The 14,894-nt window shown below is 50.2% G+C and carries 15 protein-coding genes, 1 tRNA gene and 1 other RNA gene; 6 read left to right on the top strand and 11 right to left on the bottom strand.

The annotated features are described in order from the left end of the window. Positions 1-53 precede the first annotated feature (53 nt). An RNA gene (gene ffs / locus BLT51_RS03190) (signal recognition particle sRNA small type) lies at positions 54-149 on the bottom strand. A 122-nt stretch (positions 150-271) separates the two neighbouring features. Between ffs and BLT51_RS03185 the strand changes: the two genes are divergently transcribed. Then, positions 272-359: transfer RNA gene (locus BLT51_RS03185), tRNA-Ser, on the top strand. A gap of 83 nt (positions 360-442) precedes the next feature. Here BLT51_RS03185 and BLT51_RS03180 read toward each other — a convergent pair. Next, positions 443-1,747: an MFS transporter gene (locus BLT51_RS03180; RefSeq protein ID WP_091279837.1), complete on the bottom strand. Its 1,305-nt coding sequence runs from the start codon at positions 1,745-1,747 to the stop codon at positions 443-445. 85 nt (positions 1,748-1,832) lie between these two features. Here BLT51_RS03180 and BLT51_RS03175 point away from each other — a divergent pair, with 85 nt between their 5' ends. Then, complete coding sequence (locus BLT51_RS03175) at positions 1,833-2,405, top strand: LytR C-terminal domain-containing protein (protein ID WP_091279834.1); 573 nt, start codon at positions 1,833-1,835, stop codon at positions 2,403-2,405. 4 nt (positions 2,406-2,409) lie between these two features. On the opposite strand, the gene BLT51_RS03170 is transcribed toward BLT51_RS03175, so the two are convergent. The 5 genes from BLT51_RS03170 to cysS all read right to left on the bottom strand — a co-directional run bounded on the left by BLT51_RS03170 (position 2,410) and on the right by cysS (position 8,105). Continuing rightward, positions 2,410-3,774 carry a uracil-xanthine permease family protein gene (locus BLT51_RS03170; RefSeq protein WP_091279831.1) on the bottom strand — a complete coding sequence of 455 codons (1,365 nt, stop codon included), beginning with the start codon at positions 3,772-3,774 and terminating at the stop codon, positions 2,410-2,412. A 94-nt stretch (positions 3,775-3,868) separates the two neighbouring features. Further along, the gene (locus tag BLT51_RS03165; RefSeq protein WP_091279828.1) at positions 3,869-4,393 is read right to left on the bottom strand and encodes an ASCH domain-containing protein; all 525 of its coding nucleotides are present in this window, start codon (positions 4,391-4,393) and stop codon (positions 3,869-3,871) included. Positions 4,394-4,408: 15 nt separating this feature from the next. Then, positions 4,409-5,695: a hypothetical protein gene (locus tag BLT51_RS03160; RefSeq protein ID WP_091279825.1), complete on the bottom strand. Its 1,287-nt coding sequence runs from the start codon at positions 5,693-5,695 to the stop codon at positions 4,409-4,411. A gap of 2 nt (positions 5,696-5,697) precedes the next feature. Further along, complete coding sequence (rlmB, locus tag BLT51_RS03155) at positions 5,698-6,681, bottom strand: 23S rRNA (guanosine(2251)-2'-O)-methyltransferase RlmB (RefSeq protein ID WP_091279821.1); 984 nt, start codon at positions 6,679-6,681, stop codon at positions 5,698-5,700. Continuing rightward, positions 6,681-8,105, bottom strand: coding sequence for a cysteine--tRNA ligase (gene cysS, locus BLT51_RS03150; RefSeq protein WP_091279818.1), 1,425 nt, complete (start codon positions 8,103-8,105; stop codon positions 6,681-6,683). Before cysS ends, rlmB begins: the two co-directional genes overlap by 1 nt. A gap of 181 nt (positions 8,106-8,286) precedes the next feature. Between cysS and BLT51_RS03145 the strand changes: the two genes are divergently transcribed. Continuing rightward, positions 8,287-9,702 (top strand): MFS transporter, encoded by a 1,416-nt coding sequence (locus tag BLT51_RS03145; RefSeq protein ID WP_091279815.1) that lies wholly within the window; start codon positions 8,287-8,289, stop codon positions 9,700-9,702. Between the two features lie 66 nt (positions 9,703-9,768). Here the strand turns inward: BLT51_RS03145 and ispF are convergent, their stop codons facing one another. From ispF to BLT51_RS03125, 4 genes are all read right to left on the bottom strand, one after another. Further along, the gene (ispF, locus tag BLT51_RS03140; RefSeq protein WP_172801308.1) at positions 9,769-10,251 is read right to left on the bottom strand and encodes a 2-C-methyl-D-erythritol 2,4-cyclodiphosphate synthase; all 483 of its coding nucleotides are present in this window, start codon (positions 10,249-10,251) and stop codon (positions 9,769-9,771) included. A 6-nt stretch (positions 10,252-10,257) separates the two neighbouring features. Beyond that, complete coding sequence (gene ispD, locus BLT51_RS03135) at positions 10,258-10,953, bottom strand: 2-C-methyl-D-erythritol 4-phosphate cytidylyltransferase (protein WP_091279809.1); 696 nt, start codon at positions 10,951-10,953, stop codon at positions 10,258-10,260. Between the two features lie 63 nt (positions 10,954-11,016). Beyond that, positions 11,017-11,562: a CarD family transcriptional regulator gene (locus BLT51_RS03130; RefSeq protein ID WP_091279807.1), complete on the bottom strand. Its 546-nt coding sequence runs from the start codon at positions 11,560-11,562 to the stop codon at positions 11,017-11,019. A 185-nt stretch (positions 11,563-11,747) separates the two neighbouring features. Continuing rightward, positions 11,748-12,488 carry a phosphoglyceromutase gene (locus BLT51_RS03125; protein WP_091279804.1) on the bottom strand — a complete coding sequence of 247 codons (741 nt, stop codon included), beginning with the start codon at positions 12,486-12,488 and terminating at the stop codon, positions 11,748-11,750. A 180-nt stretch (positions 12,489-12,668) separates the two neighbouring features. Between BLT51_RS03125 and BLT51_RS09285 the strand changes: the two genes are divergently transcribed. The 3 genes from BLT51_RS09285 to BLT51_RS03115 all read left to right on the top strand — a co-directional run bounded on the left by BLT51_RS09285 (position 12,669) and on the right by BLT51_RS03115 (position 14,869). Beyond that, positions 12,669-12,812, top strand: a complete 144-nt coding sequence (locus BLT51_RS09285) for a YccF domain-containing protein (protein ID WP_231943976.1) — start codon at positions 12,669-12,671, stop codon at positions 12,810-12,812. 11 nt (positions 12,813-12,823) lie between these two features. Then, on the top strand, positions 12,824-12,943 hold the full coding sequence (locus BLT51_RS09420) for a YccF domain-containing protein (RefSeq protein WP_253282140.1): 120 nt from the start codon (positions 12,824-12,826) through the stop codon (positions 12,941-12,943). 300 nt (positions 12,944-13,243) lie between these two features. After that, positions 13,244-14,869 (top strand): FAD-dependent oxidoreductase, encoded by a 1,626-nt coding sequence (locus tag BLT51_RS03115; protein ID WP_091279801.1) that lies wholly within the window; start codon positions 13,244-13,246, stop codon positions 14,867-14,869. Positions 14,870-14,894 lie beyond the last annotated feature (25 nt).

Genomic DNA, 14,894 nt, shown 5'->3' with positions numbered 1-14,894 from the left:
CAGTATCCACACGCAATATTCCGGTGCTGAAAATCTAAAATAGAAAGCAGGCATAAAAGGACTCCCCACGCACCCGTCAGAGCCCGGCCTCCTTGCTGCATTCCTGCCCTGGGGAATTAACCGAAGATGACGCCACGTGAGGAGTCGTCTTTCAGTGTACGCGAATTTCCCGTTCGATGCGAATCTATTGCCTAGGTAACACGCCACCGATTCGCGCACAGCCCTTGTTTTCATATACCATTAACAGGTACATCGGTAGCGATGATACTCAGGAGGATTCGCCTAGTGGCCTATGGCGCACGCTTGGAAAGCGTGTTGGGTGCAAGCCCTCGGGGGTTCGAATCCCCCATCCTCCGCCAGTTGCCCCGGACTATTTCACGAGTCCGGGGCAATGTTTATATTGGCTTTCCCTGTTTATATTGGCGTATCTCGCCGTCGGAAACTAACGCAAGCCCTCGTCCGTCGGACCAAACTTATTATTCAAGTAGCGTTCGCGCGGGCCATGAATATCGACAAACGGCCAGTGACGGCGCGAATGCAGCTGCACATCCCACGACGTCTTCGCCCATACGAAAATAATTAATGCCACCACAATCGAACCGATACCGCCAATTGCAATCGACCAGCGCGGTCCCCACACTTCGCCGATCCAGCCTACAACTGGCGAACCAATCGGGGTAATACCAAGATTAACAGCGAAATAAATCGCCAACACCCTACCACGCAATGCCGGTGGAGTACTGATCTGAACCAGAGTATTAACTGCAATCAAAAACGTCAGCATTGTAAATCCGGTAGGAATCATCAACAACGCAAAAATTGTGTAGGTGGGAGCAAGCGAAGCAATAATCGCAATTACTCCAAACGCCACCGCATACAGTAATAACTTTGAAAATCTAGGCGCTTTACGCCGAGCAGATAACAACGCGCCGCTTAACGATCCAATCGCAAGCATAGACCCCAAGAAACCATAGGATCCTGCTCCCATGTGATACACATCGGTAGCCATCAGTGCCTGGGTGACCTGAAAATTCAACCCCAGCCCAGAAACCACTGCGATCATGACCAGTATCGCTAAAATATCGGAACGCGTACGCACATAGGCAAACCCCTCGCGTAGCATACCTTTGCGCCGAGGCACCGGAGTATGCTCGAAGAAATGCTCCGCCTTCATTATCGCCAGGGAAAGAACCGGTACCGAGAAAAGCGCAAAATTGAGGATGAAAACCCAACCTGGCCCCACCAGTTCAATGAGCACACCAGCCAACGCCGGACCAAAAAGGCGCGCGATATTGAACGACGTCGAATTCAAACTAATCGCGTTTGGCAACGACGACGTCGGAACCAACTCAGACAAAAACGTGTTACGCACCGCTGACGAGAGCGCGTCCGCGGCACCCGATAACACTGCCGCAATATAAACATGGTAAAGATGAGCCGAACCAGTGACAAGTAAAATCCCCAAAATCAAGCCGATAACTGCGACTACTATTTGGGTAATTTGAATAAGTCGACGACGATTCGCCCAGTCGGCTAATACGCCACCAAATGGGCCAAGCAGCATTTGAGGAAGAAACTGAAAGGCCGTCACCAATCCAACTGCAATAGCAGAATTATCGGTGAGAACGGTGAGGACTACCCAGATTTGGCAGACACGTTGCATCCACACCGCAGTAGCAGAGACAAGGTTAGAAATGAACCATAACCGATAGTTGGGATACGACAATGAATGGAAAGTTTTAGACATGAATCAACCTCATAGTTATTCTACCTGAAACAACCGTCTATATTTAGCTCGCTCAGACCCCCTAACGTGCGCTACATTATATAAGGTGAGTACTCAAGAAAATCCACGTGTAGAATATCGCAAGCGTGTCCAGCAGCGTCAGACCGTCATTTTTGGATCGATCTCTGCTGCTATGGCGTTCTTGCTCATTTTTGGAACTCTTATTTGGGTTGGTGTTATTCCAGCACCTATCAATCCTTCTTTCTCTAAGAAGGCGGAGCCTGTGTTCGTTGTGCCATGTCCTTCTGACAAGATCCAAGCACGTGATTTATCTACTCTCACCGCTCGGGTCTACAACTCTACATCGGTCAGCGGCCAAGCTGGCGCAGTTGGGCAAGATCTCGCAACCCTGGGCGTTACGATCACTGAAACGTCGAATTGGGGAGGCAAACCATTATCGGAGTCCACCCGGATCATCACTGGAAAAATTGGTATCGATGCCGCCTACACCTTGCGTGCATACTTCCCTGGTGCCACCATTCACTTCGATGAAACCAATAACTCCGAGATTCTCGACGTTGTTATAGGCAAGGCATTTAAAGGCACAAATATCGGCCCCAGCGATGAAGAAAAAACTTCTGCACTGGAGCCGATAGAAGGTTGTCAATCAGTTAAGTAGCTAGTTACGGTTCGCGAATCAGCGCGCCGTCTTCTAGTTCCGCACCGGCTGGTGCTGATGCTGGTGTTGCTGGCTCAATCGTGGTACCACGCCACTTCGAGAGTGCTCGCATAACGTGATAGATGATGATCGCCCCGAAAGACCCCAAGGCGATTCCAGAAAACTCTAATTCACCCACATACCATGTGTAATTAGCAATCGCCATGACCATAGCGACCGCAGCCGTATTCAGATTTACTGGGTCTGAAAAATCTACCTTGTTCTGCACCCAGATACGGATTCCTAACATACCGATCATGCCGTAGAGGACTGTCGCAGCCCCGCCTAGAACGCCCGGCGGAATCGACGCGATGGCCACACCGAATTTCGGCAGCATAGATAAGCACACAGCAAAACCAGCAGCCACCAGATAGGCCACGGTTGAATAGATACGAGTTGCAGCCATGACGCCAATGTTTTCTGCATACGTCGTCGTTGCTGAACCGCCACCGGATCCCGCAACTATTGTTGCCACACCGTCAGCGAATAATGCACGCCCGGTGTACTTATCAAGGTTTTCTCCGGTCATTGCCGAAACTGACTTCACGTGGCCAACGTTTTCCGCAACAAGCACCAAAACCACCGGGATAAACAGCGCGAAGAGGGAAATATCAAAAGAAGGAGCACGGAAATGTGGGAAGCCCACGATATCTGCCGCAGCCACGGTATCGAAATTGACTTCGCCGCGAACAATGGCGGTCACATAGCCAACAATTACGCCGATGAGGATTGATAGTCGGCCCATAATCCCCTTCAACAAAACCGTGGAGAGCAAGATAGCAACAACAGTGACAACAGCTGTTACCGGCGCCGCCTGCACGTTGTTCCAAGCCGCAGGGGCAAGATTAAAACCAATCAGGGAAACAATCGCACCAGTAACAACTGGTGGCATAAGCACATCAATCCAGCGCGTTCCGGCAAAGTGTGCAGAGATACCGATCACTGCAAGCAAACCGCCGGTCATAATAATGCCTCCTTGAGCTAAGGAGGCCAATTCGTCGTTGAGTGGTTGTCCGCCGTTGGCAACATATCCGGTCACAGCACCGATAGGAGCCAAGAATGCGAATGACGATCCCAAATACGAAGGGATCCGGCCGGCCGTGATCAGGATAAAAAGAATGGTTCCAACTCCGGTGAAGAACAATGTTGTTGCCGGGTCGAAACCAGTAATAAGTGGAACTAGGAACGTCGCTCCAAACATGGCCACCATATGTTGGGCGCCAACGCCAAACGTAATCGGCCATGAAAGCCGCTCATTCGGTGGGACGATCTCACCGGGGGCAATTTTTGTGCCATCACCATGGAGCTTCCACGTAAATAATTGCGCCATATCATTCTCCTCGTTAAAAGTTACTCAAACGACCAGAACTATACGGAGCACAGCGTAGCTATAGCAAGCTCCTCGGCTGTGATCTAACGGATACTTACAGTGCAATGTCAGTATCTGCCCGATACATTACATCAAAATACTCCACGATGACAGATGCGTTTTCGTTGAATTCTAGCCCTAAATCATGGGCATCAGTAGTAAAAATACGGGTGTGCTCCGCAAGCCATTGTGTTAGCGGACCTTCTCCTTCTGCCTGCGCAATATCATCGCTGATCTCATTAAATGGGATGATCTCTACTTTGCGGTTCCGTAGCAAAGCCACTGGGTGAGCATCGCCATCTAGTAATATCGCTAGGTCACCAACACGCGGATAGGCTTCATCGTTCACATCATAGACCGGCGCATAACTAGAGGTAGCAGTTTTAACGCCAGAGACAACAAGGTGCGCAAGCTGGCTTGCAAGCTCACGTGTCCCGTCGCCAAATGCGAATGCCGGCGGCTCTACCGCTACTACGTCCGTCATCCCCATAACACCAGGTACTTCGGCCAATTTCGATCGGGTTTTTGCACGAGTCCAAAAGGCTGATAGTTCTGCTGCCTGTGGTTCTGGAACGAACATGATTCTCCTAATTTTTCAGCTCTGCCAATTGCGCATATTGCGCCACGTTTCGATTTCAGTCTGCTTGCGATCAACAATACTACGCATATACGTTGTTGTGCCGATTCGCGAAAAAGCACTAAGGAGCACTCCCGAAGCAATCGCCGTGAGCGTTTTTGCTCCGATTCCACGGCTATGTCGATGGTAGGCAGTAGCCAATAATGCTCCGCCCAGAGCCGCCTGCATTGCTGACCCGACAGCCACCAGCCATGGCCGATCAATATAAACCTTGTTAACTGCCCGCATGAGCGACGGTTCAATGAGCCCTTCGCCTGCGAACTCCCACGCCAGTACATCTTCAAATGACCATTCTTGAGGCGACACGAGTTGTGCTGATGGAATTGCAGAAAGAGTACCTTTGGCTGCGAGCACGTCAGCAATTTCGGATGGTAACCCGAGGACTCGTACTAATGACCGAACGGCAGCCCGTGGTTCTACCAATAAAGCCTGACGCATTTGGCTGAATTTCACATTCACCAGATCAGCAATCGCTAACCGGGCAATCGCACCGGCTCCTAGCTCATCGCTCACAAATTCGTGTTCGATTGTGTCTTCTTTGATCCAGTCAAACATTGGCATTTCACCGCTCCAGTCCCATACCAAGCGGATGTTGTCCCGACGCACCATCAGGACGGGGCCAGATTGACTCTGGGTACTAGTAGCTAACGCCATCACATAGTTCGGACGCGGAAATACCTTGCGGTAACTTAGTAGCGAGCCTTCCGAAACTAATACCCGCATTGACCCAAGTTTCGATATTGCAATCGGCGACTGGGAAGTACTAGCCATGCCGGGGACTTCTGCCATCGTCATATCCGTCATGAGCATCATGGGGCCACTGTCAAAATCGGGGAGCTTAGCCCCGTAAATGCCTGCGTCAAGCTCATCTGCAGATTGAGAAGGAACGTTGTCAAGGTCAATGTCATCAATATCGATATCGTCGTCAATATCGACTGCTCCGATATCCAACGGGCCGTGAACCACTTCGCCGTCGAGCTCCACTGCAACTTTGCGAAGCTTGTCTTGCATTTCAACAAGAAGATCACTCACTGCCAAGCCACGAATAACTGTCCCGGCGTCATCAAGCATTGCAACACGGCGACGTCGTCCACTGATTGCCACTTCAAAATCATAGCCATCACTTACCTGCTGGCCTCGACCCAAAATCTGTTGAGTAGCAAAGAATTCTGCCACCAGTTCCGGAGTGGTCAAATACGGGTCAAGAATGTCGATATGCCCGCGAACGGATCTCCATGATGTCATGATCAGGCCTTCTTTTGGTGGAATTTTCTACGGTTGACGTCTAATTGATATAGTGCGATTCCCGTAGCTACCGCTGCGTTAAGGGACTCCATTTCCGAAGCGATTGGAATAGATGCAATCACATCACACGTATCGCGAACAAGACGGGATAGACCTTTTCCTTCTGATCCTGTAACAACGACGACGGGCACATCTGCCATATCAAGAGAATCAATCTGAGCATCGCCTTCACCGGCCAGGCCGACGACGAAATAACCATGTTCTTTCAGGCACTCTAACGCTCGTACAAGGTTAGTTTCACGTGCTACTGGTACACGTGCTGCCGCTCCGGCAGAAACCTTCCAAACCGTCGCATTGACTCCAGCACTGCGCCGCTCCGGAATAAGAACACCGTCTGCCCGGAAAGCTGACGCCGAACGCATAGCTGCACCTAGGTTATGCGGATCAGTTACCGAGTCCAGGGCTACGATTAGCCCCGGCTCGAGATGATCTGCACCCAACGTTACCAATTCGTCAACATCGACATATTCGTATGGCGGGATCTCAACCGCGATACCCTGATGAACCTGCCCATCAGTCATTTTGTCGAGTTCTTGGCGAGTTACTTCAATAAGATCAGCACCCGACTCGGTTGCCTTTTGTAAAACCGCAGCAACGCGATCATCATTGGCTAACGAGCCAACAACAAAAACTCGACTAAATGGAATTCCAGAGGTGACTATCTCCACCACCGGATTACGGCCAGATACCAGCTCGAACCCCTCTGGTGTATGTAAATGACCGCGTAATTTTGGTCCAGCAGCTTTAGCAATCGCAGCTTCACGCGCGACTTTCTTCTTATGCGCCGGATGGTATGTGCGATCCTCTGCTTTCGGTGTTGGACCCTTGCCTTCTAAGCCCCGCCGGCGCTGACCACCAGAACCAACCTTGCCGCCTTTTTTAACACCTTTACGTACCGCACCCGGACGCCCGAAATGACCTGCCATCATTTATCTCCGATCTTCCAGCGAGCTCCTGCTGCCGAATCTTCCACATGAATCCCCGCCGCTTGTAGCGAATCGCGCAAAGAGTCCGCCCGCGCCCAATCTTTTGCTGCACGAGCTGCTGCGCGATCAGCCAAGATAGTGTGTACGAGTGCATCAAGTGCATCGTAATACTGTGCCCCGGTGGAATTCTTCTCCCGCCACGGCGATGCACACGGATCTAGGCCAAGAACATCGAGCATAGCACGAACGAGTAATTGTTCCCGGCGAGCTTCTGTATCTTCATTCGCAGCTAACGCATTGTTGCCGGACGTAACATGCTCATGAATCACCGCGAGCGCAGCCGATACGTTGAGATCATCGTCCATAGCATCGACAAATTGCTCTGGCAGATCAGCCAATCCAATCCCAGCAACATCCTCAGCAGATACTTCGCCAACTTCATCGATCGAACGTTGCACGAAACCAGCAAGACGATCCCAAACCGCACCAGCTTCTGTTAATGTACGCTCCGAGTATGCGACAGTGGACCGGTAATGCACAGTTCCTAAAGCTAACCGCACAATAACCGCCGGATACTGTTGCAGAATATTCGACACAATAAGCGAGTTACCCAGTGACTTGCTCATTTTTTCGCCATCGATAGTAACCCAAGCGTTGTGCATCCAATACTGCGCGAAACCATAACCAGCGGCGTGGGACTGAGCTTGCTCATTTTCATGATGCGGGAACCGCAGATCTATTCCACCGGCGTGAATGTCAAAGGATTCACCCAGATATTTTCCAGCCATCGCGGAGCATTCCAGATGCCATCCTGGCCGGCCACGACCCCATGGGGTCTCCCACGATGCAGTTTCAGGTTCCCCTGGCTTCGCCGCCTTCCACAGTGCAAAATCACGCGGATTACGCTTGTCCGGTGCAACGTCGTCGTCCACAAAATCATCCAACGTTTGCCGCGTTAACGAACCATAATCAGGCAATGACGCAACATCGAAATACACATTTCCCGGATCACCCGCATAAGCATGCCCACGCTCAATCAACCGTGCAATAAAAGCCACCATCTCTGGAATATGACCAGTTGCACGGGGCTCATAGGTAGGCCGCAGAACGCCCAACGCATCGTATGCTTGGGTGAACTCATTCTCATACTTGTAGGCGTGCGCCCAGTATTCGCGGCCCTCTTGGGCAGACTTGGCCAAAATTTTATCGTCAATATCCGTGACGTTACGTACCATCATCGTTTCATAGCCGGAACGACGAAGCCACCGAACCAAAACGTCGAAAGCTAAGGCCGACCGCATATGTCCAATATGCGGAGAACCCTGCACGGTAGCACCACACAGATAAATGCTCGCCTTGCCAGGAGTCAACGAAGTAAATTCACGCATTGAGCGGGTTGCAGAGTCATATATATGTAGTGCCATGGTGATAATTTTACACGGAAACAGCGCGCTTCGTGACACCTAATCACACCCGTGGAAAACTATAAAATCCACAGATTTTAACCACCAAGTAATGCCCTATTGTCCTGACAAATGTTAAGTTTCACAAAAATACATTCCCGTTATAGCCCCGTTCACCAGCAAATAACGATAGATTACAGATATGAAACTAGAAACAACGTCGCTTCCAAGCAACGATGCTTTCCCCTTTCCACCGGAAAGTCCGTCACCTGAAAAAGCGTCAAAAAATACAAACCTGTTCACTAAAAAAGTTATTTATTGGGGTTTGTGGGATTGGGGATCAGCCGCGTTCAACGCGATTGTCACCACGTTTATTTTTGCTTTCTACATTTCCAATCCGAAACTCTTTGGAGATCACGCAAACACATATCTGGGATGGGCCCTCGGTATCGCTGGTATCATTATCGCGCTCATCGCCCCAGCCCTCGGCCAAGCCGTGGATCGATCTGGAAAACGAGCCACCGTACTATCCATAACCACATTAGGCACCGCTGCAATTATCGCCTTGCTCTTCTTCGTCAAACCTGGTGAAGATTACCTGATGCTCGGTTTAGTCCTCATCGGAATCGGAAACATTCTCTTTGAAACTGGATCAGTGGTTTACAACTCGCTCCTATCTGACTTGGCAGACAAGGAACAGTACGGCAGAATTTCCGGTTTTGGCTGGGGTCTGGGATACCTTGGTGGTATCGTACTTTTACTCATTTTATTCGTTGGCTTTATCAATCCGGAGGTTGGCTGGTTCGGCGTTACTAGCTATCAAGGTTTAAATGTTCGCGTATCAATGCTCGTGGCCGCCGCATGGCTAGCAGGGTTTTCACTCCCACTCATTTTTACCTTAAAGAATAAGCCGCGTGCTGAGGAATCACCAGTAGATGGCTTCTTTAATGCCTACCGGGAGTTGTTCCGCTCTATTGCGGAATTATGGCGCAACGATCGTATCGTTCTTTGGTTCCTCATTTCTTCAGCCATTTACCGTGACGGACTCGCTGGAGTGTTCTCCTTTGGAGCCATCATTGCGGGCGTCGCATTCGGATTCTCCAACTCAGAAGTCATTTTGTTCGGCATTGCAGCAAACGTCGTGGCTGGTTTCTTCACCATCGGCTTTGGGTGGCTCGATGATCGCATCGGCGCAGCAAAAGTTGTTATCCTTTCGGTTTCATCAATGGTGATCCTCGGACTATGCGTATTCTTCTTTCATGACGGTCTCTTTGGCTTCACCGGCCATGAAATTTACTGGGCTTTCGGGTTGGCGCTCTGCGTCTTCGTCGGACCAACCCAGTCCGCATCCCGCACATACCTAGCACGGTTGGCTCCCGAAGGTGAAGAAGCTGAGATCTTCGGACTATATGCAACAACCGGCCGTGCCGCATCCCCGCTAGCTCCGTTGCTGTACGCTACTGCAATTTCTGCCGGCGCCTGGCTCCTTGATATCACACAAAAAGAAGCAGCGTACTTCGGCATCCTCGGCATCGTGTTTATTCTATTTTGCGGTTTAGCTTGCTTTATTCCAGTTGCTCGACACGCAAAGAAGCTACGGAAACTGAATAAGAAGTAGTAACGACCTTGACATCTGGAGGGCGGCTCACCTTGCGAGTCGCCCTCCTTCTACGTTCTGTGATAGTCAGTTGCGTGTTACAAGAGCAGTCGCAATCGCCGCCAGCCCTTCTTTTCGTCCAACAAAGCCGAGATGATCTGAGGTAGACGCAGAAACAGAAACTGGCGCGCCTACGACGGCGGTCATCGCCTGTTCTGCTTCTTTTTTGCGCGGTGCAAACCGCGGCTTTTGCCCCAATAATTGCACACTCACATTCATAATTTCCCAGCCAGCTTCGCGTACCAGACGAACTGACTCGGCTAACAGCGAACTTCCCGATGCACCCGCCCACTCGGGCCGATCAACGCCAAAAACTGTTCCCAGTTCGCCAATGCCAGAAGCTATTAATAGTGCATCGGCTGCAGCATGAGCTACCACATCAGCATCGGAATGCCCATCGAGTCCTTGTTCTCCAGGCCAATACATACACGCCAAGAATAGTGGCCGTTCTGATTGCGCAGAAAAGGCATGGATGTCAACAGCCGTTCCGACTCGCATTTCGGGAGTCATAATCAGTTACCTTTCTACGTTGCGTGTCTGTTGGTAGATAAGCTCAGCAACAGCTAAGTCGAATGGAGTTGTTATTTTGAGGGCATCGGCAGATCCATCGACGACGACGACGTCGTTCCCCATCAGCTCAACTAACGCTGCATCATCTGGCGCAGCACTGCTTTCTGCTGCGCTGAGTCGCTCGCCGAATTTATGTGCTCGACGTAAAAGATCAGTATCGAACCCTTGCGGAGTTTGAACTGCCCGCAACTGTGAGCGATCGAGAGTTTTCAGAACTTTATTCTTGTTAACACACTTAATCGTATCGACAACAGGAAGAACCGGGATGGCTGCTATTGCGCCTTGATCCACCGCATGGACGACTCGGGTGATCATATCTGTAGGGGTAAGTGCTCGCGCCGCGTCGTGCACCAGAACCGATTGAGTTTGCACTTGTGCTAGACCGCGAGCCACAGAATCTTGGCGGGTTGCGCCGCCGATGACGACACGGACCTCTATCTGCGCATCGTCAAAAACTTGACCAAACTCGTCTTCATACCCCTGCGGAACAGTAACAATGCAATCTGTTATCCCAGTTTCAACAACAGTTCGCACCGCATGGACCACTAGTGGTGTTCCGTCTATCTCTACTAGAGCTTTGGGACACTGAGCTCCTAGCCGGGTCCCGGAACCGGCGGCGGTGATAACTGCACTCCAACTCATAATGACTCTCTACTACACGATAAGGGCCGCACCTCAATGGTACGACCCTTATCTTAATGTTTACTATTCAGCCGACTGTGCCGATTGCGGAGTTTCAGCAGTATCGCTACTGTCTAGGGGAATAACAAACTCCCCCAGAATTTCATTAAGCAGTTCGGCAGCTTCATCATCACTGATTCCGCGACCCAAGGCTATCTCGGATCCGAGGATTGCGTGTGCCTGAGCAAGCATACGTTTCTCACCGGCGGACAGACCACGGTCACTGCTACGTCGAGTCAAATCTCGAACAACTTCCGCGACTTTATTGACGTCACCGGATGTTAGTTTTTCACCGTTCGCTTTGTAACGCCGTGACCAATTCGATGGTTCTTCCACATTTTCTTCACGAAGAACAGCAAACACTTCTTCCAGCTGAGCATCATTCGACACATCGCGAAGTCCAACCTGTTCAATAGAATCTGCTGGAACCTGAATAACCATGTCACCTTGAATAATACGAAGCGTCAAATAAAGACGCTTTTCACCGCGCATGATCTTTTCTGATATATCTTCAATGTACGCAGCCCCATGATGAGGGTAAACGACCGTTTCTCCGACTTTGAAGCTCATGTGGTAGTCTCTCTATCTCCGCGAACAAGAATAAAACTATTCTACCAAAGTTCCAGCCCTGCACGTGCGGCCTACGCTAATGGCGTGAATAATGTGCAATATACGCATAGCACTGCACGTATCTCAATAACGAGTATGGGGCACGCGAAACGCATGCCCCATACTCGCAAAAGACCTAAGCTAGATCACTTACCCTGGTTAGCAACTGCTTCGATAGCAGCCTTGGCTGCTTCTGGATCAAGGTAGGTTCCACCCTTGGTAATTGGCTTGAGGGTTTCTTCGTCCAATTCGTAGAACAACGGGATAGCCGTTGGAATGTTCAGCCCAGAAATCTCTTCATCCGAAATACCGTCAAGATGCTTGACGATTGCACGCAACGAGTTACCGTGAGCTGCAATCATAACGGTCTTTCCAGACTTAAGTTCTGGAACAATCTCACCTTCCCAGTATGGAAGGAGCCGCTCAAGGACGTCCTTCAAGCATTCAGTAGCTGGAATTGGCTCACCCGCATAGCGTGGATCGGAGTCCTGCGAGAATTCTGATCCAGCTTCGATTGCCGGCGGTGGAACATCGTACGAACGGCGCCACTGCATGAACAGTTCTTCACCGTATTCATCACGAATTTCCTTCTTATTCTTGCCTTGCAAAGCGCCATAGTGACGCTCGTTGAGACGCCAATTCCGCTTAACTGGAATCCAGTGACGGTCAGCAGCGTCAAGTGAAAGATTAGCCGTCATAATTGCACGACGAAGAAGCGAGGTGAAGAGTAAATCTGGCAGAACGTTTGCATCCTTAAGCAACTTTCCTGCGCGCTTCGCTTCTTCGGTTCCCTTCTCAGAGAGTGGAACATCCACCCAGCCAGTGAAGAGGTTCTTCGCATTCCATTCACTTTCGCCGTGACGGACGAGAACGAGTTTGTATGTCATGTGTGTTCAACTTCCATGGTCGGTAACACTATATCTGATGCGCCTAAGCACACTACTTACAGTTTACGTCTTTTTAAAGTTTTTAGGCTAGGTCAGAAGCCTTATGTCACCGCTGTATCCCAAACTATGTGGGAGCCACCCTTTAAGCTGTTCTTATGGCTCGTCTTCAGCGGAACCGAAATGTTTTTCGCATACCTCATCGCTGGCGCTATCGGACTTATTTTCATCGTCACTATTCCGATGAGCTTAGCTATCTTTCGTATTGCTGGCTATCTACTCTGGCCTTTTGGCAGAACAGTTATGAAAAGCCAAATAGCAGGATAGGTAGCACACTCATGAACATAATTTGGTTCATTATCGCCGGATTCTGGCTCGCGATCGGTCATCTATTGCCTGCCGCGATTCTCACCACGCAACATGAACCACATAGATTGAATTCATTCGCCTTGCAGTAAATATACCCCCGGGGGTATATTTACTAATGTTCTTAGACTTCCAAAACATCCACCTAAGGACGCCTACTTAAATAAAACAAGGAGAACAACATGTGCTACCCCGTCACCTGCAAAAACTGCGGTAAAACAACCTGGGGCGGATGCGGTCAACATATCGCTTCTGTCAAAGCTCAAGTACCAGCGAGCCAATGGTGCACATGCACTGAAGAAGAAAAGAAACAAGCTAAGGGTGGCGGATTCTTCCGGTCACTATTCAGCTAAAACAACCGGATAACAATCAACCACTTCAAGGAGAACAATATGACTACCACCGTTATTGTTGGCGGAGTTGCCGGGGGAATGTCCACCGCCACTCGACTGCGGCGCAACGATGAAAACATGGACATCATCGTCTTAGAATCATCTGGATATGTTTCGTTTGCTAACTGCGGTTTGCCATATTTCATCGGTGGTGAGATTACTGAGCGCTCGAACTTACTCCTACAGACGCCCCAATCTCTCAAGTCTCGCTTCAACCTGGATGTGCGCATCAACTCCACCGCTACCAGCATTGACCGCGCAGCAAAGACAGTTACCGTCAGCGGCCCAGAAGGAACATACACTCAAAAGTATGACTACCTTGTTTTGTCTCCCGGCGCCCAACCGCTAATGCCTCCGATCCCCGGTATTGAAACAGCTCTGACACTGCGAAACGTCGAAGATACAGATCGCATCATCGAATATGTACAAGCCACTTCTGCTCGCAAAGCAGTCATTATCGGTGGCGGGTTTATCGGATTGGAACTAGCTGAAAACCTCACTAAAAGATCGATTGCTACAACAGTTATCGAGCAAGCTCCTCATATTATGGGACCATTTGACGAAGAAATGGCAGCCATGGTCACTGAACACATGATTAATCATGGCGTGACCATTCGTGCCAACTCACAAGTTACTGCTATTGGAGAAGGCTACGTAGCTATCGGCGACGAAAAAGTTGACGCTGATATAGTCATTGCCGCTCTAGGGGTACGTCCTGCGTCTGATTTGGCACGAAACGCTGGACTCGAGGTCAACCAGCGCGGAGGAATTACAGTCGATTCTCAACATCGAACGAATGATCCAGCAATTTTCGCGCTTGGCGATGCAGCCGAAAAAACTGATCTTATTTCTGGCGCAGGAGTCATGGTTCCACTCGCTCAAACAGCCAATCGCCATGGGCGTTTGGTAGCTGATGTGATCACTGGTCGTCAAACACACAGCCTACCTGTCTTAGGTACTGCGATCATCGGTCTTTTTGGTCTCGCAGCAGCCTCAACTGGTTGGAATGAACGCCGTGCCCGTTCCGAAGGTAAAACTATTCGTGTCATTCACTCGCATCCAGTTCATCACGCTGGCTATTATCCAGGCGCATCTAGCCTCCACCTTAAACTGATCGTGGACGCTGATAGCGATTCTATTCTTGGCGCCCAAGCTGTTGGAACTCAAGGTGTTGACAAGCGTATTGACGTCATTGCTACTGCTATGCGAGCTGGCTTGAAAGCTTCAGATCTCGCCGATCTTGAATTAGCTTATGCGCCACAATTCGGCTCTGCTAAAGATCCAATCAACATGCTTGGTTTCATCGCAGATAACGGCCGTACAGGTGAACAAACACGTCAATGGCATGAGCTTGACGATGCTCTTGCCGATGGCTGGCAACTCGTTGATGTGAGAACTAAGGCAGAATACAACCGCGGAACAATCCCTGGAGCAATCAATATCCCAGTCGACGAATTGCGAGACCACGTAGAAGAACTTCGCGGAAAGAAAGTTCTGGTTCATTGCCAAGTTGGGTTACGCGGCCACATTGCCTGCACTATGCTTACTAACTCCGGGCTTGAATGCGCTAACCTCGATGGCGGATATATAACATGGTCTTACGGCCAGCGCGCACGCACTGCGTAATCGACCATACCCAAGGAGATAATAC

Origin of the sequence: Arcanobacterium phocae (assembly GCF_900105865.1) — a bacterium.
In the GTDB taxonomy this organism is placed as follows: Bacteria; Actinomycetota; Actinomycetes; order Actinomycetales; family Actinomycetaceae; genus Arcanobacterium; species Arcanobacterium phocae.
Note: the sequence above shows the minus strand (reverse complement) of the source record. Positions and strands in the feature narration are given on the sequence as shown.